Annotated in this window: 28 protein-coding genes and 1 tRNA gene; 21 read left to right on the forward strand and 8 right to left on the reverse strand. The window is 70.3% G+C overall.

Going from position 1 to position 26,215, the window contains the following annotated elements; genetic code table 11:
- Positions 1 to 114 precede the first annotated feature (114 nt).
- The gene (gene sfnG, locus ACQE3L_RS13250) at positions 115 to 1,263 is read left to right on the forward strand and encodes a dimethylsulfone monooxygenase SfnG (RefSeq protein WP_426964348.1); all 1,149 of its coding nucleotides are present in this window, start codon (positions 115 to 117) and stop codon (positions 1,261 to 1,263) included.
- Positions 1,260 to 1,910, forward strand: coding sequence for an NADPH-dependent FMN reductase (locus ACQE3L_RS13255; protein ID WP_426964349.1), 651 nt, complete (start codon positions 1,260 to 1,262; stop codon positions 1,908 to 1,910). Before sfnG ends, ACQE3L_RS13255 begins: the two co-directional genes overlap by 4 nt.
- A 96-nt stretch (positions 1,911 to 2,006) precedes the next feature.
- Here ACQE3L_RS13255 and ACQE3L_RS13260 read toward each other — a convergent pair whose 3' ends face one another.
- A complete protein-coding gene (locus ACQE3L_RS13260) occupies positions 2,007 to 2,567 on the reverse strand; it encodes a DUF420 domain-containing protein (protein ID WP_426964350.1) in 561 nt (186 codons plus the stop codon).
- A gap of 152 nt (positions 2,568 to 2,719) precedes the next feature.
- Between ACQE3L_RS13260 and ACQE3L_RS13265 the strand changes: the two genes are divergently transcribed.
- From ACQE3L_RS13265 to ACQE3L_RS13275, 3 genes are all read left to right on the forward strand, one after another.
- Positions 2,720 to 2,804 (forward strand) — tRNA-Leu (locus tag ACQE3L_RS13265).
- Positions 2,805 to 2,979: 175 nt separating this feature from the next.
- Positions 2,980 to 3,537 (forward strand): helix-turn-helix domain-containing protein, encoded by a 558-nt coding sequence (locus ACQE3L_RS13270; RefSeq protein WP_426964351.1) that lies wholly within the window; start codon positions 2,980 to 2,982, stop codon positions 3,535 to 3,537.
- Between the two features lie 103 nt (positions 3,538 to 3,640).
- Positions 3,641 to 4,855 (forward strand): HD domain-containing protein, encoded by a 1,215-nt coding sequence (locus ACQE3L_RS13275; protein WP_426964352.1) that lies wholly within the window; start codon positions 3,641 to 3,643, stop codon positions 4,853 to 4,855.
- A 23-nt stretch (positions 4,856 to 4,878) separates the two neighbouring features.
- Here ACQE3L_RS13275 and ACQE3L_RS13280 read toward each other — a convergent pair whose 3' ends face one another.
- Entirely contained in the window at positions 4,879 to 5,877 is a 999-nt protein-coding gene (locus tag ACQE3L_RS13280; RefSeq protein WP_426964353.1) for an ornithine cyclodeaminase family protein, read from the reverse strand.
- A 76-nt stretch (positions 5,878 to 5,953) separates the two neighbouring features.
- Entirely contained in the window at positions 5,954 to 6,178 is a 225-nt protein-coding gene (locus ACQE3L_RS13285; RefSeq protein WP_426964354.1) for a DUF8015 family protein, read from the reverse strand.
- A 182-nt stretch (positions 6,179 to 6,360) separates the two neighbouring features.
- Between ACQE3L_RS13285 and ACQE3L_RS13290 the strand changes: the two genes are divergently transcribed.
- On the forward strand, positions 6,361 to 7,680 hold the full coding sequence (locus ACQE3L_RS13290; protein ID WP_426964355.1) for an MFS transporter: 1,320 nt from the start codon (positions 6,361 to 6,363) through the stop codon (positions 7,678 to 7,680).
- A 92-nt stretch (positions 7,681 to 7,772) separates the two neighbouring features.
- Here the strand turns inward: ACQE3L_RS13290 and ACQE3L_RS13295 are convergent, their stop codons facing one another.
- From ACQE3L_RS13295 to ACQE3L_RS13305, 3 genes are all read right to left on the reverse strand, one after another.
- Positions 7,773 to 8,477: a DUF2270 domain-containing protein gene (locus ACQE3L_RS13295; protein WP_426964356.1), complete on the reverse strand. Its 705-nt coding sequence runs from the start codon at positions 8,475 to 8,477 to the stop codon at positions 7,773 to 7,775.
- Positions 8,478 to 8,562: 85 nt separating this feature from the next.
- Positions 8,563 to 8,976 carry a DUF3054 domain-containing protein gene (locus tag ACQE3L_RS13300; RefSeq protein WP_426964357.1) on the reverse strand — a complete coding sequence of 138 codons (414 nt, stop codon included), beginning with the start codon at positions 8,974 to 8,976 and terminating at the stop codon, positions 8,563 to 8,565.
- A gap of 62 nt (positions 8,977 to 9,038) precedes the next feature.
- On the reverse strand, positions 9,039 to 9,635 hold the full coding sequence (locus tag ACQE3L_RS13305) for a class I SAM-dependent methyltransferase (RefSeq protein ID WP_426964358.1): 597 nt from the start codon (positions 9,633 to 9,635) through the stop codon (positions 9,039 to 9,041).
- Positions 9,636 to 9,709: 74 nt separating this feature from the next.
- Between ACQE3L_RS13305 and ACQE3L_RS13310 the strand changes: the two genes are divergently transcribed.
- From ACQE3L_RS13310 to ACQE3L_RS13380, 15 genes are all read left to right on the forward strand, one after another.
- The gene (locus ACQE3L_RS13310) at positions 9,710 to 10,354 is read left to right on the forward strand and encodes a GNAT family N-acetyltransferase (RefSeq protein ID WP_426964359.1); all 645 of its coding nucleotides are present in this window, start codon (positions 9,710 to 9,712) and stop codon (positions 10,352 to 10,354) included.
- Between the two features lie 26 nt (positions 10,355 to 10,380).
- Positions 10,381 to 11,361 (forward strand): flap endonuclease-1, encoded by a 981-nt coding sequence (gene fen, locus ACQE3L_RS13315; RefSeq protein ID WP_426964360.1) that lies wholly within the window; start codon positions 10,381 to 10,383, stop codon positions 11,359 to 11,361.
- Positions 11,362 to 11,422: 61 nt separating this feature from the next.
- The gene (locus tag ACQE3L_RS13320) at positions 11,423 to 11,704 is read left to right on the forward strand and encodes a hypothetical protein (protein WP_426964361.1); all 282 of its coding nucleotides are present in this window, start codon (positions 11,423 to 11,425) and stop codon (positions 11,702 to 11,704) included.
- Positions 11,701 to 12,087, forward strand: a complete 387-nt coding sequence (locus ACQE3L_RS13325) for a hypothetical protein (protein WP_426964362.1) — start codon at positions 11,701 to 11,703, stop codon at positions 12,085 to 12,087. Before ACQE3L_RS13320 ends, ACQE3L_RS13325 begins: the two co-directional genes overlap by 4 nt.
- On the forward strand, positions 12,071 to 12,601 hold the full coding sequence (locus ACQE3L_RS13330; RefSeq protein ID WP_426964363.1) for a DUF7504 family protein: 531 nt from the start codon (positions 12,071 to 12,073) through the stop codon (positions 12,599 to 12,601). The genes ACQE3L_RS13325 and ACQE3L_RS13330 overlap by 17 nt, the downstream gene beginning before the upstream one ends.
- 81 nt (positions 12,602 to 12,682) lie before the next feature.
- Positions 12,683 to 14,146, forward strand: coding sequence for an extracellular solute-binding protein (locus ACQE3L_RS13335; protein WP_426964364.1), 1,464 nt, complete (start codon positions 12,683 to 12,685; stop codon positions 14,144 to 14,146).
- Between the two features lie 12 nt (positions 14,147 to 14,158).
- Entirely contained in the window at positions 14,159 to 15,169 is a 1,011-nt protein-coding gene (locus tag ACQE3L_RS13340; protein ID WP_426964365.1) for a carbohydrate ABC transporter permease, read from the forward strand.
- Positions 15,170 to 16,156: a carbohydrate ABC transporter permease gene (locus ACQE3L_RS13345; protein ID WP_426964366.1), complete on the forward strand. Its 987-nt coding sequence runs from the start codon at positions 15,170 to 15,172 to the stop codon at positions 16,154 to 16,156.
- A 2-nt stretch (positions 16,157 to 16,158) separates the two neighbouring features.
- Complete coding sequence (locus tag ACQE3L_RS13350) at positions 16,159 to 17,286, forward strand: ABC transporter ATP-binding protein (RefSeq protein WP_426964367.1); 1,128 nt, start codon at positions 16,159 to 16,161, stop codon at positions 17,284 to 17,286.
- Between the two features lie 101 nt (positions 17,287 to 17,387).
- A complete protein-coding gene (locus tag ACQE3L_RS13355; RefSeq protein WP_426964368.1) occupies positions 17,388 to 18,452 on the forward strand; it encodes a Gfo/Idh/MocA family protein in 1,065 nt (354 codons plus the stop codon).
- A gap of 84 nt (positions 18,453 to 18,536) precedes the next feature.
- Positions 18,537 to 19,508 (forward strand): sugar phosphate isomerase/epimerase family protein, encoded by a 972-nt coding sequence (locus ACQE3L_RS13360; RefSeq protein WP_426964369.1) that lies wholly within the window; start codon positions 18,537 to 18,539, stop codon positions 19,506 to 19,508.
- A 6-nt stretch (positions 19,509 to 19,514) separates the two neighbouring features.
- Positions 19,515 to 20,657 (forward strand): Gfo/Idh/MocA family protein, encoded by a 1,143-nt coding sequence (locus ACQE3L_RS13365; protein WP_426964370.1) that lies wholly within the window; start codon positions 19,515 to 19,517, stop codon positions 20,655 to 20,657.
- Between the two features lie 280 nt (positions 20,658 to 20,937).
- Complete coding sequence (locus ACQE3L_RS13370; RefSeq protein WP_426964371.1) at positions 20,938 to 21,591, forward strand: YIP1 family protein; 654 nt, start codon at positions 20,938 to 20,940, stop codon at positions 21,589 to 21,591.
- A gap of 120 nt (positions 21,592 to 21,711) precedes the next feature.
- Positions 21,712 to 23,880: a DHH family phosphoesterase gene (locus ACQE3L_RS13375; RefSeq protein ID WP_426964372.1), complete on the forward strand. Its 2,169-nt coding sequence runs from the start codon at positions 21,712 to 21,714 to the stop codon at positions 23,878 to 23,880.
- Between the two features lie 80 nt (positions 23,881 to 23,960).
- The gene (locus ACQE3L_RS13380; RefSeq protein WP_426964373.1) at positions 23,961 to 24,572 is read left to right on the forward strand and encodes a DUF7978 family protein; all 612 of its coding nucleotides are present in this window, start codon (positions 23,961 to 23,963) and stop codon (positions 24,570 to 24,572) included.
- Positions 24,573 to 24,602: 30 nt separating this feature from the next.
- Here ACQE3L_RS13380 and ACQE3L_RS13385 read toward each other — a convergent pair whose 3' ends face one another.
- A complete protein-coding gene (locus ACQE3L_RS13385; RefSeq protein WP_426964374.1) occupies positions 24,603 to 24,971 on the reverse strand; it encodes a hypothetical protein in 369 nt (122 codons plus the stop codon).
- Between the two features lie 58 nt (positions 24,972 to 25,029).
- Entirely contained in the window at positions 25,030 to 26,148 is a 1,119-nt protein-coding gene (locus ACQE3L_RS13390; RefSeq protein WP_426964375.1) for a DUF63 family protein, read from the reverse strand.
- Between the last annotated feature and the right edge of the window lie 67 nt (positions 26,149 to 26,215).

Below are 26,215 nucleotides of genomic sequence, written 5' to 3' on the forward strand. Positions count from 1 at the left end.
CGCGACCGCGGCGCGTTACGTCTCCCACCCAAGGCTTGCGGGAACCCGGGAGCCGCGCCACATCTCGCCATATCCAGCCCGCATAAGCAAATGGGGTGCGTATAACCGGGCATCATGGACACGGAGTTCGCCTACTGGGTGCCGAACGTGAGCGGCGGGCTGGTCGTCTCCGACTGGGAGATGGACACCGACTGGACGTACGACTACAACCTCGACCTCGCGCGGACCGCCGAGGACGTTGGCTTCGACTACGCGCTTGCACAGGCGCGCTTCTTCGGGAGCTACGGCGCCGACCGCCAGCTCGAGGCCCTCTCCATCGCCAACGCGCTCGCGGCACAGACCGACGAGCTTCACGTCATCGGCGCGGTTCACCCCGGGCTCTGGGAGCCGGGTCCGCTCGCGAACTTCATCGCGACCGCGGACCGCATCAGCAACGGCCGCTTCTCGATCAACGTCGTCTCCGGCTGGTTCAAAGGCGAGTTCACCGGGTTCGGCCAGCCGTGGCTCGAACACGACGAGCGCTACGCGCGCTCGGAGGAGTTCATCGAGGTCCTCAAGGCGCTCTGGACGGAGGAGTACGCCACCTACGACGGCCGCTTTTACACCATCGGCAGGGACATCGACGGCTTCGAGGGCGCGCCGCTGGAGCCGAAGCCGGTGCAGGACCCGTATCCGCAGGTGTTCCAGGGCGGCAACTCGCAGGCGGCCCGCGAGATGGCCGCGCGCAACGCGGACGTGCTGTTCATCAACGGCGGGAGCCTCCAGGAGATCCGCGCCGTCATCGAGGACGTGGAGGAGTACGCCGAGGAGTACGGCACCGAGCCGCCCCGGTTCGCCGCCAACGCGTTCGTCATCCAGCGCGAGACCGAGGCGGAGGCCAAGGAGACGCTGGAGGGCATCATCGAGAACGCCACCGACGAGGCGGTCGACGCCTTCCGCGAGCAGGTCAAACAGGCGGGGCAGTCCTCCGCCGAGGGCGAGGGGATGTGGGCCGACTCCGACTTCGAGGACCTCGTGCAGTACAACGACGGCTTCAAGACCGGCCTCATCGGCACCGACGAGCAGATCGTCGAGCGGATCCGGAAGCTGGACGCGATCGGGATCGACATCGTGCTCGCCGGCTTCCTCCACTACGACGAGGAGCTGGAGCGGTTCGGCGAGACGATCATCCCGGCCGTCGAGGAGGCGGAGCCGCTCAACCCCGAGGACGTGACCGAGCCGGACGAGGTCGAGGACGTCGGCGGCGCGAAGGTGGCCCGATGAGCGACGGCACCGCGCCCTCGGCCGACCGCACGGTCCTCGGGGTCGTCGGCAGCGTGACGACCGGCTCCAAGACGCGGGCCGCGGTCGAGGCGGCGCTCGACGCCGCGGCCGACGAGCGCGAGGGGGTCGAGACCGACCTCCTCCACCTCGCGGAGTACGACCTCGAGACGGCCGACGGCCGCGGCATCGACGCCTACGAGGGCGACACCGCGGACGCGCTCGCGCGGATCGTCGAGGCGGACGCCTACGTCGTCGGGACCCCGGTCTACCGCGGGTCGGTCTCGGGCGCGCTCAAGAACCTGCTCGACATGGTGCCGCGCGGGATGTGGCAGGGCGACGTGGCCCCCTTCGAGGACGCCGCGGTCGGCCTCGTGGCGACCGGCGCAACGAACCACCACTACCTCGCGATCGACCAGGAGCTCCGACCCCTGTTCGCCTTCTTCGGCGCGCACACGGTCGGCGGGAGCGTCTACGCGACCGACGGCGCCTTCGCGGACCGCGAGGGGGCGGACGGCGACGACGAGGGGCCCGTGCTCGACGACGCGGACGTGGCCGGCCGGCTCGCGACCCTCGGGACCGCGACGGTCGACCTCTCGCGGGCGGTCGAGGGGAGCGACGCGCTCGGCGGCCTCGGCCCGCAGTTCTGACCGGCCGCTCGCCCGAGCGTTTTCTGAACCGGTCGCGGGCTGAGGGGTTTTCTGAACCGGTCGACGTGGACGCTTTTCTGAGAAAGGACGGCGTGCTCAGAACACGTGGTGGAGCATCGCGTAGACGCCGACGCCCATCGCGAACGAGATCAGCCACAGCGGCGCGGCGACCCGGCCGACCGTCCGGTGGCGCGTCTCGTACACCTCCGCGACCGGCCGCGTCGCGGCCAGAAGCAGGGCGTAGAACAGCAGCGGGATGCAGACGATGGCCAGAAGCATGTGGACCGCGAGCACCGGCAGGTAGACGTAGCGGTAGTAGACCTCCGGCCCGGGGAACGTCGTCGTCCCGACGAGCGTGAGCCGCCAGAGGTAGCCCGTCAGGAACGCGGCGAACAGCAGGAGGGAGGTGCCCATCAGCGCGCGGTGTCGGGCGACGTTCCCGCGCCGGATCGCGCGCCAACCGAGCGCGATGGTACCGATCGCGGTCAACGAGAAGGCGGCGTTGAGGTGGGGGATCGCGGCGAGGACGGCATCGCCCGGGTGCGGGACGTACGTCGTCGGGATCGACTGGGTGGCGGCGCCGAACACCAGCGCGAGGGCGACGGTCGAGCAGACCGCGGTCAGGAGCGGGACGTGCTCGCGTGCGCGGAACTCCATGTCGGGTGGGTGGAGCCCCGGCCGCAAAACCGTTGGCTCCGCGGCGGGAAGCGGCCGGTCGGAGCCGGGTGACAACTCGATGCACGCGGGCGCCGAATGGAAGGGCTTTTAATCGCCGCCGGGGTACGTGATGACGCGAAGAACCACAGCGAGCGTGGGTAGCCAAGCCAGGCCAACGGCGCAGCGTTGAGGGCGCTGTCCTGTAGAGGTCCGCCGGTTCAAATCCGGTCCCACGCATCGCTCGGCGGCACACCCGCCACCGATGCACGGTGTTGTCTCTACGACAGCACCCACGCACAATCCTTCCGACGCTACGCTCCGAGCGGCAGTACCGGCGATGGCTCTCCGGACGGTCCCGTCCCCCATCCGCGAGCCGCGCTTTTAAAACCTCCCGGGGCCTTAGCTCCGAAACATGACGAAGTACTCGACGGGGTCGGGCGGCGGCGCCGGCGACGGCGACGCCTGCGAGCTCTGCGGTGCGGAGACGGGCAACCTGCGGAAGGCGAACGTCGCCGGCGCGGAGCTTCTGGTCTGTTCGAGTTGCAGCCCGCACGACGACTCGGCGCGCTCGCGTGGCGGGTCCGGCGGGTCGAGCGGCGGCGCCAGCAGTCCGGGCGGAAGCTCCGGCGGCTCCGCGGGGAGCCGCGACGAGGAGAGCCGGGCGAAACGCGCCGCGCGCAAGCAGGCGGAGGTGTACGACGCCGGCCGCGGCGACTCCTCGCACTGGGAGGAGGAGGGGACCAACTACGAGAAGGACCGACTCCCCTACCTCGTCTCGGGCTACGGCGACGTGGCGGAGGAGGCGCGACAGGACGCGGGGCTCACCGTCGAGGAACTCGCCGCCGAACTCGGCGTCGACGAGGACGACGTGCTCGCGGTCGAGCAGGGACGGGCGGCCCGCGCGAACGTCGGCGGGTCGGTCGTCCGCGCCATCGAGGAGCGGCTCGGCGCGACCCTGATCGACGAGTAGGCTGGTCCTGATTCCGGTCACCGCCGGTCGCGGGGGGTGACGCGACGGAGCCGGCGACGGTCGACCCGAAACGTCCATCCCCCGAGGCGCCGAGGGTCCGGTAATGAAGGCGATCAAGGACAGCGTCCACGACTACGTCACGCTCGACGCGGTCGCCGCGGACCTCGTCGACACGCCCGCGTTCCAGCGGCTCCGCCACGTCAAACAGCTCTCCACCGTCAGGCTCGTCTTTCCCTCCGCGAACCACACGCGCTTCGAGCACAGCCTCGGCGTCTATCACCTCGCCTCGCAGGCGCTCGACCACCTCCCGGTGGACGACGACACCGCCGCGCACGTCCGGGCGGCCGCGCTCCTCCACGACGCCGGCCACGGCCCCTACGGCCACCAGACCGAGCGCGTCATCCGGCGCGCGACCGGCCGCGACCACGACCAGATCGGCTGGCTCCTGACCGACCCCGAGCGGGAGGTCTGTGCCACGCTCGAACGCCACGGGCTCGACCCGGAGCGCGTCGCGGCCCTCGTCGCGGGCGAGGGCGGGGTGGGACAGCTCGTTTCCGGTGAACTCGACGTGGACCGGATGGACTACCTCGTGCGCGACGCCCACCACACCGGGGTCCCCTACGGCACCATCGACCACGGTCGGCTCGTCCGCGAACTCCGGCTCGACGGTACCGGCGGCGTCGACGGGGCGGGAGACGTGGACGGCGCGGGACGCGACGCGGACCTCGTGCTCGCGGAGGGGAACGTCGCCACGGCCGAGAGCCTCCTGCTCGCGCGCTCGCTGATGAACGCCATCGTCTACAGACACCACGTCTCCCGGGTCGCGGGCGCGATGCTGGAGCGCGCCTGCGAGCGCTACCTCGCCGTCTCAGAGACGACGCCCGAGGAGTTCCGCCGGATGGCCGACCACGACCTGCTCGTGGCGCTCCGGGAGACGGTCCCCGAACTCGGACGCCGCATCGAGCGCCGCGACCTCTACAAGCGGGCGGTGTGGGCGTCGCTGTCGGACGTGCCCGCCGGCACCGTCGACGCCGACCACGAGGCGGAGCGGGCCGCGGAGCGGGAGATCGCCGACGAGGCGGGTCTCGGTCCCGCGCAGGTCATCGTCGACGTGCCCTCACGCCCGGGCCTGAAGGAGTCGTCGTCGTCGGTCGTCGTGGACGGCGTCGTCCAGCGACTGGAGGACGCCTCGGAGCTCGTCTCGGGCCTGCGCGCGGCCGAGCGCGGGCGGTGGCGACTCGGAGTCTACTGCCCGGCGGAACACCGGGAGACGGTCGAGCGCGCGGCGCGGGACGTGCTCGGCGTCGGGACTATCTGAAGCCTTCGGCGTCCCGGCGCCGCTTATCGTCCCGTCAGCGCCTCGCTCGCGGGCGCGAAGGGGATCGTCGCCCCCCGGCCGCGCTCGTCGGCGCGTTCGTACAGCAGGTTGGCGGCCGCGGCCGTCTCGATGCCGGTGCCGCCGGAGTCGAAGACGGTCACCTCGTCGTCGCTCGTGCGCCCCGGCTCGACGCCGGCGACGACCTCCCCGAGCTCGGCGTGCACGTCGTCCTCGTTCACGAGCCCGGCGTCCAGCGCCGCGATGAACGAGCCGGCGTCGCGCGTCACGCGGTCGCGGAGGTCCGGCACGTACGTCGCCCGCGCGACCGTCTCCGGCGGGAGTTCGTTCTTCTCCGAGTGGTACTGTCCCATCGCGGTGACGTGCGTCCCGGGCTCGACGTTCGCGTCGTCGATCACCGGCTCGCTCGCGTTCGTCGCCGTGATGACCACGTCCGCGCCGTCGAGGGCGGCAGCCGAGGAGGCCACCGGGTCCACGGCCGCGTCGAGCTCGGCCGCCATCTCCGCCGCGAACGCATCGCGGTGGTCGGCCGTCGGGGAGTAGACGCGAACGGCGTCGAAGTCGCGGACGGTCGCGGTCGCCCGGAGCTGCCCCCGTGCCTGCGCGCCGGACCCGATGACGGCCACCTCGCTGGCGTCCGCGCGGGCGAGCGCGTCGACGCCTACCGCCCCCGCGGCGCCGGTCTTGAACGGGTTCATCGACGCGCCGTCCAACAGCGCGAGCGGTTCGCCGGACTCCGCGTCGAACAGCGGGGTCATGAACCACGCGTCGCGGGCGCCGAACCCCGCGGAGTAGTTGTACCCGCCCATCACGCCCGTCTCGGGTAACACCGCGGCGTACGTGGTGAACATCCCCGGCGGGTCGTCGTTGACGAGCTTCGTCCGGGGCTCCGCGGCGGCGCCCTCCCCGCGCTGGCGGTACGCGTCGCGGACGACGCGGACGTAGTCGGCAGGCTCGGCGAGGTCGGTCACGTCCTCGTGGGACAGAAACAGCACGTCGGTCATGGAGGGAGGGTGGAGCCGGAGCCACAAAACCGTTCACGCGGCGGCCATCGAGGGACAGTCACCGAGGCGGGGCCGATCAGTCGGCGTCGACGCGGCCGACGCCCGAATTCGCGGCCGCTTCGGACGGCCGGTCGGCGACTGGCCCGTTAACGAACATCGCGTGGGCCATCAGCCCGACAGCGACGGTCGCGCCCGCGGGCACCGCCAGCAGCTCGGGCAGTCCCACGAGACGGAGGAGTCCCGCGATGCCGACGAGCGCTACCGGAATGAGGCCGAGGATGTAGTCGTAGTAGCCAGTCATAATCCAACCAACAGTATGAGCGTGAGGGATATAATTTTTTCTGTGGTTGCTGTGTGACGCTGAGTGAATCCTCTTCGTGGCGATGCATAACTTATGAGAATACGCTCTCGGTGATGGCCGCCTCGCGGCCGGTCGTGCCGACACCGAACCCTTCAACCCGCCCCGCGGCCGACGAGGCGGTAGTGAACCGGAACGACCGCGCGATCACCGCACTCGCCATGCTGGCACACGGGATGGTCCACACCTACGAACTCGCCATCCCCATCTTCGTGACCATCTGGCTGGTGGAGTTCTCCGTCATCGACCTCGGCATCGCGACGTTCGACGTGACGACCGCGACGCTGGGGATCGTCGTCACCGTCGGGTACGGGCTGTTCGGCCTCGGCGCGCTCCCCGGCGGCGTGCTCGTCGACCGACTCGGCTCCCGGAAGCTGATCACCGCCTGCCTCCTCGGGATGGGCGGCTCGTTCCTGCTGCTCTCGCTTTCCCCGAGCGTCGTCGTGATCACGCTGGCGCTCGTCGTGTGGGGGCTCGCCGCGTCGGTGTACCACCCCGCGGGGCTCTCGCTCATCACCAAGGGCGTCGAGGAGCAGGGGACCGGCCTCGGCTATCACGGCATCGCGGGCAACGTCGGGATCGGCCTCGGCCCGCTCCTGACCGCGACCATGCTGTTGTTCCTCGACTGGACCACGGTCGCCGGCGTCCTCGCGATCCCCGCCCTGCTCGCGGCCGTGTACGCGTACCAGGCGGATTTCGACCCGCAGGCGGCGGTCGATGACGGCGGCGCCGCCGCGGACGGCGGCGACTCCAAGGCCGACAGCGGCGTCGACTCGTTCGGGGAGTTCCTCGCCGAGTCCCGCAAGCTGTTCGCCGGGAGCTTCGTGCTCGTCTTCGTCGTCGTGATGTGCTCGGGGCTCTACTACCGCGGGTTCCTCACGTTCCTGCCGGAGCTCCTGGGCCGGCTGCCCGGGTTCGAGCCCATCGCCATCGCGGCGCTGCTCCCGGCCCCGGTCGCGGACCTGCTCGGCGTCGACCCGGCCGCCGGCGAGACGCTCGCGCCGAGCGACTACTTCTACTCCGGGCTGCTGCTGATCGGCGTCGTGGGCCAGTACGCGGGCGGAAAGCTCACCGACCGGTTCCCCGTCGAGTACGGCATCGCCGCCGGCTTCGGGACGCTCGCGGTGCTCGCGCTCGTGTTCCTCCCCGCGGCCGCGCTCGGGTTCGGGCCGCTGCTGGTCGTCGGCGCGCTGATGGGGATCTTCCTGTTCGCGGTCCAGCCGATGTACCAGGCGACGGTCGCCTCCTACACTCCCTCCGGCACGCGCGGGCTCTCGTACGGCTACACCTACCTCGGCGTCTTCGGGGTCGGGTCGCTGGGCGGCGCCATCGCCGGCGCCATCCTCACGTACGCCAACGAACCGACGCTGTTCGCCGTGCTGGCGCTGTTCGCGACGACCGCGGCCGGCGTCGGACTCTACCTCGGCCGGACGCGCGAGGAGTGAGAAAGGCCCTGCCGAAGCCGGCGGCTCGGCGGTATGCGGTCGCGGGACGCCCGCTTTCACCTCGGACTTCCGTGGAACCCGATCGCGGAGCGCTACTTCCACTCCTCTTCCGGCTCCGACTGCAGCTCCCCCTTCGCCTGTCTGCTTCCGGGCCAGAAGGTTAGAACCAGTACGGTCGCGTAGTAGAAGCCGGCGGCCGCGAGAACGAATTCGCCCGGCACCTGGCCGACGATGGCGGTGTCGACGACCTCGGACGACGACGCTGCGAACACCGTTAACCGGACGATCCACGCGAGAACGAGGACGGAGATAAGCGCGAAGTAGACGCGCCGGAGGCGGCGGGAAACGGCCTCGACGATCGGCGTTTTCACGGTCGGGCTTCGGAGATCCCTACTGAGAAGCTCGCGCCAGTTGGACTGCTCGACGCCCTCCGGATCGAGGGCGTTCGCGAACACGTTCTCCTCCAGGATCCGTACCCGAGACCGCCAGATGTCGTAGACGCGGTAGCGTCTGGTCTCGATCCCCAGGAACACGGACAACATGACGACCCCGATGAGGAGGACGTAGTGCGGCCGCGAGTCGGACGAGAACGCCCACGTGAGAAGCGTCGCCGTCAACACGACCGCCCAGTTCGTGGTCCGGTCGATCCGCGTTCGCCACGAGGTCATGCGACCCATCTCGCCGCGGTAGGCGTGGCCCATGAGCGAGAGGAATCCGTCCCGGTCGCGCGCCGCCTCTCCGGCGATCTCACGGTCCTCGCGTGACTCCGGATCGAAATCGCTCGGCCTGTCCGACATAGGTCCCGTACGGGCGACCCGCACGTAAACGCTCGTCACGAGTGCCGATCGACCGGCTGGACCCACCGGACCCCGGCCCGGCACCTCAGCCGCGAACCTTGAAGTAGACCGCGCGCCAGCCGGCGAGGACGACGGTGCCGAGGACGAACATCACGACCACGAACGGGAGCGCGGCGGTGTCGCCGAAGGCGTAGACGCGCAGCAGGAACCCGACCGCGGCCGCGGGGATCCACGAGCGCACGACCAGCGGAATGGAGGACTTCGCGGCCTCGACCGCGCCGGGCGAGTACGCGCCCACGAGCGGCGCGACGAGCAGCCAGCCGATCAGGAACGGCGGCCAGACGACCAGCATGTACGCCGGGTCGGCCGCGAGGCCGTCGACGCCGCGGTGCTGGATCACGCCCACGGTCAAAAGCGCCATCAGTGCGATCAGGTCGCCGACGACGAGGGGCGCCGCACCCCGGTCGAGTCGGCGCGACAGGAACTCTGAGTCGACCATACCGACCGTCAGCGTGGCTCCCTCTTGTTTCGTGCGGATCGGGTCGCGGAGCTTCGACGGACTCAGGCGCTCGGCGGGTCGTCGTCCGAGGGCTCGATCCCGACGACCGTGTAGCCGAACCCGCGGTCGAGCACCCTCGCGTCGAGGCCCGCGTCGCGCATCTCGGCCGCGAGCGCGTCGGGACCGAGGAACGCCGAGTCCATCCCGAACGCGCGCTCGCCGAGCGCGAGGAGCCGACCGAGGGGGTGGTTCGGGTCGAACTCGCGGACGACGAGGACGCCGCCGGGCCGGAGGACGCGCGCCGCCTCCCGGATCGCTGCCTCCCGCTCCGGGAAGTGGTGGAGCGCGTCGACGACGGTCACCGCGTCGACCGCGCCGTCGCGGACGGGGAGCCGGCCGGCGTCGCCGAACGTCACGTCGAGCCCGCGCTCCCGCGCTCGCGCGAGCATGCCCTTCGAGATGTCGACGACGACACGCTCGGGCGCGTCCAACTCGACCGTCGCGCGCCCGGACCCGCCGCCGAGGTCGAGCACGGTCCCCACCGGGCGCTCGGCCTCGCCGAGCCCCGCCGCGAGGTCCGCGCGATTCGCGGCCGGCATCACGAGGTCGTACAGCGGCGCGATCCGATCGAAGAACCGCACGTCGCCGGTCCCGTGCATGCCGGAGGGTGGCGGCGGCCGAGACATAAGCGTTCGCGGGAAGGTTCAAAGGGAGCGGCGCCGGACGATCCGGCATGGAGTTCGACCTCCTCGGCTGGCCCGAGGACGAACCGACGCTCCGGCTCGACTACCGGGCGTTCAGCTACGCGGGCAAGTTCGTCATGACGACCACCGGGAAGGCGGCCCTGCGAACCGCCGACGGGAGCGCCGCCGCGCCGGGGTGGGAGCCGGGCCGGAAGCTCCCGGAGGGGATGGACCCGGACGCGTTCGACGCGGACGTGGCGGCGGCGATCGCATTCGACGCCGACCGGACCGACCCCGAGGTGCTTCGGCTCCGGTACGTCACCGTCCACGCGGCGCTCCGCGGCGAGGGGCTCGGGCCGCGGCTCGTGGGCGACCTGCTGGGACCGGCCGCGGAGCGCGGGTTCGAGCGCGTCCGCATCGCGGTGAACAACCCCTTCGCCTACGAGGCGCTCTACCGGGCCGGGTTCGCGTTCACCGGGAGGGAGACCGGGCTCGCGGAACTGGTCCTCGAGCGGCCGGTCGAGGCGCCCGCCGCCGACCGCGAGGAAGCGGCCCGCTACCGGGAGGGATTGGCGCGCTACCGAAAGCGAGGGGGGCTTTCCGACGCGGAGCGGTCCTTCCTGCGCGAACGCCTGGGCGACGGCGGTTCGGGGGAATGCGGCGCGGGCGCCCGACCCCCGGAGTTGCGGATTTAAGGTCGCCGCCGCCCTCGGTCGGGGCGATGGGAAACGCAGACCTGCGCTCGCTCGCGAGCCTCCGCGAGGTCGAGTTCGCGGAGATCGAGGGGAGCGTCGTCGCCGTCGACGCGCACAACTGGCTCTACCGCTACCTCACGACGACGGTGAAGTGGACCAGCGACGAGGTGTACACGACCGCCGACGGCACCGAGGTGGCGAACCTCGTCGGCGTCGTGCAGGGGCTCCCGAAGTTCTTCGAGCACGACCTGACGCCGGTCTTCGTCTTCGACGGCGCGGTGACCGAACTGAAGGCCGACGAGATCGCGGAGCGCCGCGAGAAGCGCGAGGCGGCCGAGGAGCGCCGGGCGGAGGCCGAGGCGGCCGGCGACGCGGTCGAGGCGGCCCGGCTGGAGGCGCGGACGCAGCGGCTCACCGACACGATCCAGTCGACGACGCGGGAGCTGTTCGACCTGCTGGACGTGCCGTACGTCGAGGCGCCCGCGGAGGGCGAGGCGCAGTGTGCCCACATGGCCGCGAGCGAGCGCGTCGACTACGCCGGCAGCGAGGACTACGACACGCTGCTTTTCGGCGCGCCGCGCACGCTCAGACAGCTCACCAGCAAGGGGAACCCGGAGCTGATGGACCTGGCGGCGACGCTCGAGGACCTCGGGCTGACGCGCGAGGAGCTGATCGACGCCGCGATGCTCTGCGGGACCGACTTCAACGAGGGCGTTTCCGGGATCGGGCCGAAGACCGCCCTCTCCGAGATCCGCGAACACGGCGACCTGTGGGGCGTCCTGGAGGCGCGGGACGCCGAGATCGCCAACGCGGCCGCCGTCCGCGAGCTGTTCTTGAACCCGCCGGCGACCGACGACTACGACGTCGACCGCGACATCGACCCCGACGTCGAGGCGGCGCGCCGGTACGTCGTCGAGGAGTGGGGCGTCGCGGCCGACGAGGTCGAGCGCGGGTTCGAGCGGATCGAAGAGGCGCAGGTGCAGACCGGCCTCGACCGGTGGACCTGACCGGCGGCCGCACCGCGGACTCCCGGTCGTTATAAGTCGTCGCACCGCACAGTCGAGGAACATGCTGTCGCGTCTGCTCCTGCTTTTGACGACGCTCGCTCTCGCCGCGGGCCTTCCGCTGTCGGTCATCGCGGCGCGGGGGTTCGCCGGCTCCCCGTTCGGTCGCGTGTTGCGGCCGATTCCGGTGGTGTTCGTCGGATTCATCGCCCTGAACGTGCCGACGATCGTCGGGATCGGGACCGCGGGCGTCTACGACCTGGCCGTCTCGACGCTCGCGGTCGGGGCCGCGGTGGCGGCGGCCATCGAGGGATTCCTGCTGCTCGGGGGGTACAGACGGGTATGAACGTCGAGACCCTCGTCGTCTCGGCACAGACGGGCGCGCTGCTCGCCGTCGGCGCGCTGCTCGCGTACCCCGTCGTCCGGTACTCGACGAACGTCGCGTACACGCGGGGAATGGTGCTGCTCTCGGCCGGCTTCTTCGCGCTGGCGGCCAGCTACGGGGTCGGGCTCCTCGTCGAGACGCAGGTTCCGGGGCGAGCCCTGAGCCTCCTCGCCGCGCTGCTCGGGACGGCCGGCGTCACGCACTTCGCGCGTCCCTTCGTTCGGATCGACGGGTCTGCGGGGTTCGACGCGGGCGGCGGGATGGGGCGAACTGGCGGAGAGGAACGTGACGAACCCGAGACGGACGGGACCATGGGGGGGTTCGGCGATGCGAAGCGCGAGTGAACCCCTCGACCTCGATCCCGGTCGACAGACGCTCGTCTCGGTGGGCAGCATGGCGTCGGTGATCGAGAGTCTCCCCACGTCCGCGTTCGGGAACCTGCTCGTCGTCTCCCCGAACGCTCCGGCTCGGGTCGAGAAGACGATCGAGCGGCAGGGTGGGGACCCGAGCCGCTGCGGGCACATCCCGCTGACGAGCTCCGCCCCTTCCTACGAGGGGCCGCTGTGGACCACGTCGCCGGTCGCCCCGAGCGACCTCACCGGACTCAGCATGCGGTACAGCCGCGCGATGGAGCACGTCGAGTCCGGCCGCGGCTGGTTCTGTTTCGACGGCGTTCAGCTGTTGTTGATGTACGCGGCCGCCGACGACGTTCAGCGGCTGCTCACCACGATGGCTTCGGCGACGCGGACGCGCGAGGTCGCCGGCGTCTACGGGCTCGCGCACGAGGCGGTTACCTCGGAGACCTACGAACGGCTGGCGTCGATCTTCGACGACTCGGTGGATCGGCGTCCTCGCTGACGCTCGGCGAACAAGTTACAACAGCTGTAGTAACACATCCCAAAGCTATATAGGGGGTTCGTCCTAATCGGACAGACTGTAATGGTTGATACTGACCCACACGGTGCGGACGAGCGGAGTGGCGTCTCTCGGCGCCGGTTCGTACAGGCGGCGGGCGCTTCCGGAGTCGCGGCCGGCGTCGCCGGCTGTCTCGGTGGCGGCGGCGACGACGACGAGAACGTCGTGCAGATCTCCGCGGACCAGGACTTCGCGGACATCTCCGACGACATCGAGGAGGCGCTCCACGAGGCGGGGCTCGACGAGGAGATCTCCATCGAGGTGCTCCCGGGCGACTTCGAGACCGACTCGCGGCAGGCGTCCTACTCGCAGGCGCTCGACGCCGGTCGCTCGGAGCCGGACATCTTCATGATGGACAGCGGGTGGACGATCCCGTTCATCGTCCGTGAACACCTCGACAACCTCACCGAGACGCTGTCGGACGACGTGATCGATTACGTCGAGAGCGACTACCTCGGCGCGTCCGTCGACACCGCCCGGCACCCGGAGACGGGCGACCTCTACGGACTGCCGCTGTTCCCGGACTACCCGGTGATGCAGTACCGGAAGGATCTCGTCGAGGAGGCCGGCTTCGACCCCGAAGGCGAGAACTGGGCCACCGAGCCGATGTCCTGGCAGGAGTTCGCCGAGGTCGTCGCCGAGGTCTGGGAGTACCACGGAGGCGAGGAGGAGTACGACTACGGGTTCACCACGCAGGCCGACGCCTACGAGGGGCTCTCCTGTTGTACGTTCAACGAGACGATGAGCTCCTTCGGCGGCGCCTACTTCGGCGGCCGCGACAACCTCTTCGGCCCGATCGGCGACCGACCGATCACCGTCGAGGAGGAGCCCGTGCTCGACACCATCCGTATGATGCGGTCGTTCATGCTCGGCCCCGACGCGGAGAACACCCTCGACGGCTACCCGCAGATCACCAACACCGACATCGTCCAGTACACCGAGGAAGACGCCCGCGAACCGTTCACTAACGGGAACGCGATCTTCCACCGTAACTGGCCGTACTCGGTCGTCATCAACGGCGCCGAGGACGTGTTCGGCGAGGACCTCGGGACGATGCCGATGCCGTACGGTATCGAGGCCTCGGAGTCCGACTACGAGGGGCTCGGCGGCTCGCGCGCCGCGCTCGGCGGCTGGCACCTCACTCTCAACACCTACTCCCAGAAGAAGGACCAGGCGACGCAGGTGCTGGAAGCGTTCGCCAACGAGAACGTGATGCTCACGCTGTTCGAGCTCAACGGCAACATCCCGCCGGTCCCGTCGGTCACGGAGAACGCGGACCCGGACAACCTCGGTCCCATCGGTCGGTACCTCGAGACGCTCTCCGTCTCCGCCGAGGGCGCCATCCCGCGGCCCGTGACGCAGATCTGGCCCACGCAGTCGCAGTACGTCTACCAGGAGGTGCACGACGCGTACACCGGCGACAAGACGCCGGAGGACGCGATGGCAGAGCTCGCGACCCAACTCGAAGAGAGCGAGTCCAACGCATAACCGGAGCCGCACATGGCAACAGACAGTCAGTCGGCGGGCGGGGTACGCGGCCTCCTCGCCCGGCCGCTCAACCGCCTGGAGATGCTCGGGGAGCAGGCGTTCGCCTACGTCCTCCTGATCCCGGCGTTTCTCCTGCTGGCGCTGGTGGCGTTCTACCCGCTGCTGGCGACGTTCCGGTTCTCCCTGCTCGCCGACCAGACGGCGGGGAGAAACCCGTTCGGGGAGTTCGTCGGCGCGGAGAACTACGCGGACGTGCTCACCGGCAGCGCGGGGCTGCCGCGGGAGTTCATCGACATCGCGCTCACGAGCGAGTTCCCGTTCGTGACTATGGGGACGCCGTTCTTCCGACAGGCGCTGCTCGTGACGCTGGCGTTCGCGATCTTGAGCGTCCTCTTCGAGACGACGATCGGGTTCGGACAGGCGCTCGTGCTGGACCAGGACTTCCGTGGCCGGCGCTGGGTCCGCGTCGCGATCATCATCCCGTGGGCGATCCCCGTGGTCATCCAGGCGATGATCTTCTACCTGATGTTCCAGCCGACGATCGGCTTCGCGACCGGCTGGATGCAGTCGCTGGGGATCTTCGGGTCGACGCCGCTGGCCAGCAGTAGCGACGGGTTCATCATCGTCCTCGTCGCGGACATCTGGAAGACGACGGCGTTCATGGCCCTGCTGATCCTCGCGGGGCTCCAGAGCGTCGACCGGAGCCTCTACGACGTGGCCCGCGTGTCGGGCGCGTCGACGCTCCAGCGGTTCCGCTACATCACGCTGCCGCTGGTGATGCCGGCGCTGCTGGTCGCGATGCTGTTCCGGACGATGGACGCGATGCGCATCTACGGCGTCATCGACGCGACGGTCGGCTGCTCGACCGTCCCGTCGCTGACGTGTCTGGTGATCATCTCGCTCGACCAGACCCGCCGGTGGGCGACCGCGGCGACGGTGGCGTTCATGACCGCGGTGGTCATCGCCGTCTTCGTGGCGTTCTACCTGTGGCGCTTCCGCGAGACCGAGGGAGGGTTCGCATAAATGAGCGACGACCGACAGCCCGACGAACAGCACCCCGACCTGGCGGCCGCGGACGCGGTCGGCGACGAGGAGCCGCGGCTCAAGCGCGGTCCCTTCGAGCGGTGGGTCACCAACTCGATCGAGAACCCGCAGATCGCGTACAAGGCGATGTTCTACCTCGCCACCGGGTTCTTCCTGCTCACCACGCTGTTCCCGTTCTACTGGCTGCTGATGGTGGCGCTGACGCCGCGAAACGACCTCCAGAACATCTTCCTGCTGCCCGGGGGTGAGCCGAACTTCCTCGTGTTCGTAGAGATGTTCGAGGCGGTCGCGTTCCACCGCTACATGTTCAACAGCTTCGTCATCGCGACGGTGACGACGGTGATCGTGTTGGTGATCGCCAGCCTCGCCGGCTACGTGTTCGGCCGCCTGCGGTTCAAGGGGAAGGGCCCGCTGATGCTGCTTATCCTCATCGTGTCCTTCTTCCCGCCGGCGTCGTTCTTCGTGCCGCTGAACCGGCTGTTCAACACGAACTTCGACGTGTTGCGCCCGCTGGTGTCGGACGGCTCGCTGTACAACACCCCGTTCGCGATGATGATCCCGTTCTCGGCGCTGTTCCTGCCGCTGTCGATCTTCATCCTGACGACGTTCTACTCGCAGATACCGGACGGGCTGGAGGACGCGGCCCGCGTCGAGGGGACGACCCGCATTGGTGCGCTGTTCCGCGTGATCGTTCCGCTGTCGGCGCCGGGCGTAGCGACCGCGGGCGTGTTGACGTTCATCTCCGTGTACAACGAGTACTTCTTCTCCTCGTTGATGACGGACGGCCGCGTCGATAGCTGGGCGCCCATCGTGGAGGGAATCCTCCGCTACCAGGGCCAGTACGAGGTGCTGTTCAACCTCATGGCGGCCGCGAGCATCGTCGGGGTCCTCCCCGTCGCCATCCTCGTGGTCGTCGCACAGGAGAAGATCGTGAGCGGACTGACACAGGGGGCGGTGAAGGAGTAACCATGGCGAACGTAACGCTCGAACACATCACCAAGCGGTACGAGGACGTAACGGCAGTCGACGACATGAACCTCGACATCGAGGACGGCGAATTCGTCACCTTCGTCGGCCCATCGGGGTGCGGGAAGTCGACCACGATGGAGACGATCGCGGGCCTGACGCTGCCCACCGAGGGGACCATCGAGATCGGCGGGCGCGACGTGACGGACCTGCCCCCGAAGGACCGGGGGATCTCGATGGTGTTCCAGAACATCGCGCTGTTCCCCCACATGGACGTGTACGACAACATCTCCTTCGGGCTCCGCCTGCGCGAGTACGACCAGGAGGAGATCGACCGCCGCGTCGAGGAGGCGGCGGACATCGTCCAGTTGGAGGGGATGATGGACCGGATGCCCGAGGAGATGTCCGGCGGTCAGCGCCAGCGCGTCGCCATCGCGCGCGCCATCGTGCGCAACCCGGACGTGTTCCTGATGGACGAACCGCTGGCGAACCTCGACGCGAAGCTCCGCGTCCACATGCGGACGGAGCTCCAGCGGCTCCACAAGGAACTCGACACGACGATCGTCTACGTCACCCACGACCAGGCCGAGGCGATGACGATGTCGGACCGCATCGCGGTCATCGACAGCGGACAGCTCCAGCAGATCGACCCGCCGCTCGTCTGTTACAACGAGCCGACGAACCTGTTCGTCGCCGGCTTCATCGGCTCGCCGTCGATGAACTTCGTCGAGGGCGAGGTGACCGCGGACGGCTTCGACGCCGAACACGTCACCGTCGACTTCGACCCCGACGCCTACGACGTGTCGGTGGGCGACGAGGTGACGCTCGGGATCCGTCCCGAGGACGTCTACCTCGCGGACGGCGTCGAGTCGGTCGAGGACCCGTCCGCGGTCGTCAACGCGTGGACCGACGTGCTCGAACCGATGGGCAACGAGGTGTTCGTCTACCTCAAGCTCGCGCAGGATGCCGAGCTCCGCATCGACGAGCGCGACAGCGACCAGCTGCTGATGAGCGTCGACCCGGACGTCGAGGTCGAGGAGGACGGCGAGATAGACGTCGTGCTCGACCGGAGTCGCGTCCACCTCTTCGACACCGGCTCCGGGGACGCCATCGTCCACGGGCTGGACTGACTCCGGCCCCGGCCGGCGGGTTTCGGCTCCGGCCACGCCGGCGTCCCGACCCCGCCGCCGGAACGTGAATCTTAACAACAATCGTTGTGAAAACTGTTCTCATGGACGATCCCAACGACGTTCGGGTCGGCATCGTCGGCCTCGGCGGTATCGGCCACCACCACGCGAACCGACTCGCGGAGCGGGGCGCGAACCTCGTCGGCGGCATGGACATCGACGCCGACGCGCGCACGCGGTTCGCCGAGGCGTTCGACGCGCCGGTGTACGAGGAGGCCGAACACCTCTACGCCGAGGCGGACGCCGTCCTCGTGACGACGCCGAACCGGTTCCACGAGGAGTACGCGCTCTCGGCGCTCGAGGCGGGCCTCGACGTGCTGCTGGAGAAGCCCCTCGCGCACGACCTCGAGAGCGCAGAGCGCATCGTCGAGGCCGCCCGCGAGGCCGACGGCTTCTGCATGGTCGGGTTCAACAATCGCTTCGCGGAGCCGGTGCAAGTCCTGAAACACGAGCAGGCGGAGGGCCGGTTCGGCGACGTGCGCCACGTCGAGGCGAACTACGTGCGCCGGCGCGGCATCCCCGGCCGCGGGTCGTGGTTCACGTCGAAGGGCGTCGCGGGCGGCGGTTCGCTCATCGACATCGGGGTCCACGCCATCGACCTCGCGCTCTACTTCCTCGACTACCCCGAGGTCGTCGAGGTCTCGGGCGTCACCCGCTCGGCGTTCGGCGGCCGCGACGACTACACGTTCGTCGAGATGTGGGGCGAGGACGCTGGTCCGGAGGGGTTCGACGTGGACGACTCCGCGTCGGCGTTCATCCGCGGCGCGGACGGCCGCACCGTCTCGCTGGAAGTCGCGTGGGCGACCAACCGCCCGACGAACGACGAGTTCGTGATCCGCGGGAGCGACGCGGGCGCGCGGTTCGACCGCGACAGCCACGACCTCACGATCTTCGAGTCGAGGACCGGCGGCGGCCACCACCACGCCGACCAGCGGATCGAGACGCGCGAGAACGACACCCACGCCACCGAGCAGGGGGTCTTCCTCGAGGCGGTCGCCGAGGGCGAGGCGCCGACGATCAACACCGTCGAGCAGGCGCTGACGGTGCAGAAGGTGATCGACGGCATCTACCGCTCCTCCGAGCAGGGCGGCGCCGTGCGGCTGGACTGACGCCGGAACCGACGCCCTGGCTCATCGCCGCCGGCGGTCACCTCATCCTGAAGGTTTATTCGGTTCGTAGTACAAGCGCCGCACATGGATATCGGCGTACTCACCGTTCCGCTCGGCGACCAGTCCGTCGAGGAGGCGTTCGCGTACCTCGAGGAACTCGGGGTCGACGCGGTCGAACTCGGCGTCGGCGGCTGGCCCGGCGAGGACCACCTCGACCGCGAGCGACACCTCGAGAGCTCCGAGGCGCGCGAAGAACTGCTGGCGGCCGTCGAGGAGCACGACCTGCGCATCTCCGCGCTGGCGACGCACAACAACCCGCTCCACCCCGATGAGGAGCGCGCCGCCGAGGCCGACCGCGAACTGCGCGAGGCGGTCGAACTCGCGGACCTGCTCGGCGTGGACACGGTCACCTGCTTCTCCGGACTGCCGGCGGGGGCACCCGGGGACTCGACCCCGAACTGGATCACGGCACCGTGGCCGACCGAGCACAAGGAGGCGCTCGACTACCAGTGGGAGGAGGTCGCGATCCCCTACTGGCGCGACCTGGCGGCCCACGCCGAGGAGCACGCGGTGGACATCGCCATCGAGATGCACCCCAACATGCTCGTCTACGAGCCGGAGGGAATGTTACGGCTCCGCGCGGAGACCAGCGAGCGGATCGGCGCGAACTTCGACCCCTCGCACCTCTACTGGCAGGGGATCGACGTGACGGAGGCGATCCGCCTGCTCGGCGAGCGCGGCGCGATCCACCACGTCCACGCGAAGGACACGAAGGTGTACGAGTCGAAGGCGCGCGAGAAGGGCGTCCTCGACACGGCCGACTACACGAACGAGCCGGAGCGCTCCTGGCTGTTCCGCTCCATCGGCTACGGGCACGGCGAGGCGCACTGGAAGGACGTGGTCTCGACGCTCCGGATGGTCGGCTACGAGGGCGCGCTCTCCATCGAGCACGAGGACAGCCTTACCTCCTCGCGCGAGGGGCTCGAGAAGGCCGTCGACGTGCTCTCGCGGGCCGTCTTCGAGACGACGCCGGGCGACGCCTACTGGGCGGAGTGATCCCCGATGAGCGAGACTCCCCCCGACGAACCCCTGAAGGTCGGCGTCCTCGGCTACCGGTTCATGGGCAAGGCGCACGCCAACGCGCTGGCGCGGCTCCCCATGTTCTTCCCCGACGCGCCCGCGGTCGAGCGCCACACCCTGATCGGCCGGAACGAGGCGGCGCTCGCGGACGCCGCGGAGCGGTTCGGTTTCGCCCACACGGAGACCGACTGGGAAGCCGCGCTGGAAGAGGTCGACGTGTTCTACAACCTCGGCCCGAACCACGTCCACGCGGAGCCCTCCATCGCGGCGCTGGAGGCCGGGATCCCGGTCTTCTGTGAGAAGCCGCTCGCGCCGACCCTCGAGGAGGCCGCGGCGATGCGCGACGCCGCCGCGGCCGCGGACGTGCCCGCCGGCTGCGCGTTCAACTACCGGTTCGTCCCCGCGATCCGCCACGCGCGGAACCTGATCGCGAACGGCGACCTCGGCGAGATCAGGCAGGTCCGCGGGCGCTACCTGCAGGACTGGCTCGTGGACGAGGAGGCGCCGTGGGCGTGGCGGATGGACGCCGACATGGCCGGCTCCGGCGCGCTCGGCGACCTCGGCGCCCACACCGTCGACCTGCTGGACTTCCTCGTCGCGGACGAGACCGGCCCGATCGAGAGCCTGTCCGGCCAGCTCCGGACGTTCGTCGGCGAGCGCCCGGTCTTCGACGACGCGGGCGGGATCGAGGAGTACCGCGACGTGACCGTCGACGACGCCTACACCGCGCAGGTGCGCTACGAGAGCGGCGCGGTCGGGACGCTGGAGGCGACCCGGATGGCGACCGGCCACAAGAACGACCACACCGTCGAGGTCCACGGATCGAAGGGGAGCCTGCGCTTCTCGCTGGAGCGGCTCAACGAACTGGAGGTGCTCCGCGAGGGCGACCGCGGCTACGAGACGGTGCTGGTCACCGACGAGGAGGACCCCTACCTCGACCACTGGTGGCCGCCGGGCCACGTCCTCGGCTGGGAGCACACGTTCGTCCACGAGAACTACGAGTTCCTCTCGGCGGTCGCGGAAGGACGCGAGTTCTCGCCCTCCTTCGCGGAGGCGTACGAGGTCCAGCGCGTCCTCGACGCCGTGGAGCGCTCCGACGAGAGCGGCGAGCGCGTCGAGCTGTAGCGGCGCTCCGCGACGCCTCTCACGCGAGGGCCATTTCTGTCGGGGTTGTGAGCGGACCATTTCTGTCGGGGTCGTGAGCGGACCATTTCTGTCGGGGTCGTGAGCGGACCATTTCTGTCGGGGTCGTGAGCGGACCATTTCTGTCGGGGTCGTGAGCGGACCATTTCTGTCGGGGTCGTGAGCGGACCGTTTCTGTCGGGGTCGCGGACGGGCTCCCCACCGTGCCGGTCACAAAAACGCAACCGCAACCGGGTTATGGACCGTCCCCCTAACGGCGTCCGTGACCACCTGGATCGAGGACCCGCAGGGCGGCCGCGCTCGGGGGCCGCGGGCGCTTGCTCGCGCGTGGGCGGAGGTGCTGGTCCGGCCGCGGCGATTCTTCAGAAACGGCGTCGGCCCGGGCGACCAGGCGCCCGCGCTCACGTTCGCGGTCGTCGTCGCGCTCGCGCACGCCGCGGGGTGGATGGCCGCCGACCCCAGTGCGGTGCCGGGGATCACGGAGTCGATGGCCGTCTCCGTGCTGATCGCGCTGCTGGCGACGGGGGTGCTGGCGGCGCCGGTCGGCCTCCACCTCACGGCCGCGGTCGCGACGGTCTCGACCGTCCTCGCCAGCCTCGAGCGCCGCGCCCCGCCCGCTGACCCCGCGGCGGCCGGCGTACTGGCACGGCTCGGCCTCGGCTTCCGCGAGCGCGGCGGCGTCAGCGAGACGGTGCAAGTCGTCGCGTACGCGAGCGCGCCCTTCGCGCTCGCGGGACCGCCCGTCCCCGCGCTCAGGCTCGCGGCCGGCGCGTACGCGACCGGCCTGCTCCTCGTCGGACTCAGAACCGTCCACGGGACGACGTGGCCGCGGACGCTGGTGGCGGGGCTCCCGGCCGCGCTGGTGGGCTACGGCGTCGCCTACCGCGCGGTCGCGCCGCTGCTCGCGCTCGGCTGATCCGAACGCGCCGGCACAGGTGGCTGGGCGGTCTCGCGCGCCCCCCGTCGCGGCGCGTGCCCGTTCGGGCGCGAGCGGCTTTCGACAACCGTTTTAGGCGGGAGGGTCTCCATCCACCAAATGGGATCCTGTATCATCTGCGGCGCCTCCGTGGACGGTCGCATTTGCGACTCCCACGAGGAGGACGTCGGCTTCGAGTTCCGCGGGGACAGCCCGCACCAACTGGTCTCGGGACGCTACTACCGCGGCACCGTCGACGGCTACGCCGACTTCGGCGTGTTCGTCGATCTGGCACCCGGCGTGACCGGGCTGCTCCACCGTTCCGAACTCGACCGCCGCCTCGACTCGCTGGACTGGGAGCCGAGCGACACCGTCTACGTGCAGGTGAAGAACGTCCGCGACAACGGCAACGTCGACCTCGCGTGGTCGATCCGCCAGGCGGAGCGCGACTTCCGCGGCCACCTCGTGCAGGAGGACGGCACCGAGTTCGTCCCCGGCGAGGAGGCCGACGAGGAGGAAAAGGAACCGGAGACTGCGGTGTCTGAAGCGGAACCGGCCGAGGAAGCGTCCGCCGAGGACGAGTCGTCGGCATCCCCCGAGCCCGAAGGGGCGGAGTCCGGGTTCGAGGCCGCGGACGTGGTCGACGCCGAGGAGCCCGAAGTCGTCGAGGAAGAGGCCGAGCGGGACGAGGAACCGTCCGAGTCCGCCGCCGAGACGTCCGCGGAGGAGCCGACGGAGGGTGAGACCGAAGCGGCCGAGACCGCGCACGAGGTGCCGGCCGAGGCCGAGGCGGCTCCCGAGCACGTCCTCGTCGAGTCGCTCGGTGACCGCGTCGGCGACGAGGTCCGGATCGAGGGCGAGGTCGTGAGCGTCCGCCAGACCGGCGGCCCGACCGTCTTCGAGGTGCGCGACCGCACGGGCGTCGTCGACTGCGCGGCGTTCGTCGAGCCGGGCGTCCGGGCGTACCCCGGCGTCGAACTCGGCGACGTAGTTCGTCTCGACGGCGAGGTCGAACTCCGCCACGACGAGATCCAGGTCGAGACCGAGGCGCTCGCGGTGCTCGAAGGCGACGAGGCCGCCGCCGTCCAGCAGCGGCTCGCCGACGCGCTCACCGACCGCGCCCGCCCCGACGCCGTCGACCCGCTCGGCGACGACGAGACGGTCGCGGCGCTCTCGGAGGGCCTGCTCGACGCGGCCGAGGCGATCCGGCGCGCGGTGCTGGAGTCGCGCCCGGTCGTCGTCCGGCACCCGGCGACCGCGGACGGCTACGTGGCCGGCGCGGCCGTCGAGCGCGCGACGCTCCCGCTGGTCCGCGAGGAGCACGCCAAGCGCGACGCCGTCTACCACTACTTCACCCGCCGCCCGCTGGAGGGCGCGGTGTACGACATGGACGCGGCGACCAACGACGCGACGCGCATGCTGCAGGACCGCGACCGCCACGACGAGAAGCTCCCGCTGTTCCTGCTCGTCGGCACCGGCTCGACCGTCGAGTCCGAGGACGGCCTCGGCCTGCTGGACGTGTACGACGCCGACGCCGTGGTCGTCGACGCGGCCGTCGCCGACCCCGAGACGCGCGAGACGGTCGACACGCTCGTCTCGCCCGAGTTGGCCGACGTGGACGGCTCGCTCTCGACGGGCGCGCTCGTCGCCTCGCTGGCGGCGGCCGTCAACGAGGACGTGCGCGGGGACCTCGAGCACCTCCCGGCGGTGAGCTACTGGGAGGAGACGCCGGACGCCTACGTCGAGGCGGCCGCCGAGGCCGGCTACGACGCCGAGCGCGTCGCGGAGCTCCGCGAGGCCATCGCGCTGGAGGCGTACTACCAGTCCTACCAGGACAAGCGGGAACTCGTCACCGACCTCCTGTTCGAGGACGGCGGCGACCTCGCCGCGCACGTCTCCGAGCAGTTCCGCGAGAAACTGGAGACCGAGGTGCAGACTGCGGAGGCGAACCTCGAGACCGAGCACGTCGACAACGTCACCTTCGACGTGCTCGACACCGAGGCGTACACCCACAAGTACGACTTCCCGCCGACGCCGCTGCTCCTCGACGAACTGCACCGCCGGAACCGCGAGGGCGACTACGCCACCGTCGGCATCGGCATGGACGAGCTGTACGTCCGCACGACCGCGGACGTCTCCGTCCGCGAGGTCGCCGCCGAGGCCGCCGAGATCGCGCCCGAGGCCGACATCTCGGTCGCCGGCGTCCGCGAGGGGAAGATCGAGTTCCTCTCGGGCGCCCGCGAGGCGGTCGAGAACGCGGTCGTCGCCGCCGTCGCCGACCAGTTCTGAGGGTCGTCCGACTCCGACCGCACCGCGGACCGACTTCCGGAACCTCCGCACTTTTCCCGCCGACCGCCGACCGGAGAGACATGTCCGCCTCCAGACGCACGGAACTCCGGTATCCCGGCGGACGGCGCGCGCTCTACGGCGCCGCCGCTTTTCTGGCCAGCTACCTCGCGTTCCTCCCGGTCGCCGCGCTGCGGTACGAGGACCTCCTCGCGAGCGCCACGGTGACCGTCGACGGCGTCAGCTACGAGGTGGCCGAGAACCTCGCCCCGGAGAGCGTCTCGACGGTCGCGGGCGCCGGTCACCTCCTGTTCAACGCGCAGTTCGTCCCCCTGTCGGTCCCGATGGATCTCGGTGTTGGCACCGCGGCCGCGACCGTGAACCCGCTGTTGCAGGCCGGCGGCATCCATCTCCTACCGCTCCTCGTTCCGGCGGTCGCCTTCGCGGTCTCGGGGGCGCTGGCGACGCGGGGCGTCTCCACCTCCCGCCCCCTCCGCCGCGCGCGGGCGGCGGCGATGCAGTTCACCGGCGTTGCGCCGCTCGTCCTGATCGGCATCCCGCTCGTGAGCGTCGCGGCGTCGGGCGGCAACGCCGGCCCGGACTTGCTGTGGGGCATCTTCGGCGCGGGCGCGTTCTACCCCGCCGGCGCCGGCGCATTCGGCGGATTTCTGGCACACAAGCGGGCCGGCTTCTGAACTGGCGGAAAACGTCGGGGTGCCGTCAGATCAGCGGTCGTAGACGGGGCTGTTCCTGCGGCTGTACTCCCGGTAAAGCGTCCGGCCGAGCAGGAGGAGGCCGCCGCCGAGCAGGATCAGGGAGACGGCGTCGCTCGGGTCACCGATCAGTCCGGTCGCGCCCCACGCGATCACGCCGACGTACAGCAGGATCCGGAAGCGCGTGGTTCGGAGTCCCTCGCGGAAGACGCCCCAGACGATCAGCGCGGCGATGTAGACGCTCACGACCGCGTCCGGGAGGGCCTCGGGGCCGAACTCGGTAACGCGGACGTACGCGGCCGCGACCGAGAGCGCGGCGAAGAAGACGACGGCGACGCGCAGCGCGGTGCCGCCGTGACGGTCGAGCAGTGTGTCGCTCATGTGCCCCCGTCCGCGGGCCACGTATAAGGCGGCTACGCAAGCAGGCGGCACCGGCCCCTCAGACCCCGAAGGTCGCCCGGAGCATGTCCCGCGTTCCGGGGCCGAGTCCGACCGCGAGGACCGTCGTCAGGAGCAGCACCGTGTACCGCGGCGACTCCGTGAACATCTCGTCTTCGAACACCCAGACCACGAACGTCGCGGCCGCGAGCTTCACCAGCAGGAACGGCCACGCGGCGTCGAACAGGTCGACGATGGCCGCGTTGACGGGGTGTTTGGGGACGAGGTTCCCCGTGCCCGTCAAAAGCGGCATGTAGTCGAGGCCGACCACGTTGGCGGTGCCGTCGACAGCGTGGCCCCAGATGACGACGAAGCCGACGAAGCCGGTGCCGGCGTTGATCGACGGCTGGAACCGCTCGATCAGGGCCCACGTGACCGCCGCGGCGAGGCTCGCGCTGAGGAGGACGACCGCCGCCACCTGCGGGTAGAACTCCACGTAGCCGGTCGTCGCGGCGAGGTAGCCGAGGTAGCCCACGCTCGCGGCGAGCGCGGTCGCGCCCGACGCGAACAGGGGCTTCGCGTAGTCGTCGATGGCGCCCCGTCGTTCCAGCGTGACCGCGGCGACGACGCACGCGACGGTGAACGCGAAGACGGTGAAGTAGATGAAGGGGCTGATGATCAGCGCGCTGTACGGGAAGGCGATCAGGGGCTCGGCGCCCGCGCGCGTCGCGGCGACGCCCGCGTCCTCGACCGTGCGGAGCGCGCCGCCGAACAGCATGAACGGGAACAGCGCGTAGAAGAACCGCTTCTCGCCGCCGATCTCCAGCCGGTCGAGGAGGAGGACGACGCCCGCGAGCGCGACCAGCAGGGTGACGACGTAGCCGACCTCGGAGACGAGCGTGTAACCCGGGTACGCCGTCACCGCGCCCGCGGCCTCGGCCTCGGCACAGCCCGCCGACCCGAGCAGGTCGACGGTGCCGTCCGGTCGCCGAACTGCACACGAGGCGCCCTCGCCGTCAGCGACGACGGGGCCCCAGAAGTACTGCCAGAGGAAACGGTCGTACACGAGCCGCGGCAGCGCGAGCGACCCGGCGACGAGCGCCGCGACCGTCGCGAGAACGCCGCCGAGCCACGCCCGCGCGGGCGACACGCCGAACCGCCGCTCGACCCAGCTACTCATACCCTTGCGTGGGGCCACGCCCGAGTTGAGGGTTCCGGTCCAGTCGCCCGCGTCGCCCGGGAGCGAT

It is taken from the genome of Haloparvum alkalitolerans (assembly GCF_050122995.1).
Lineage (GTDB): Archaea > Halobacteriota > Halobacteria > Halobacteriales > Haloferacaceae > Haloparvum > Haloparvum alkalitolerans.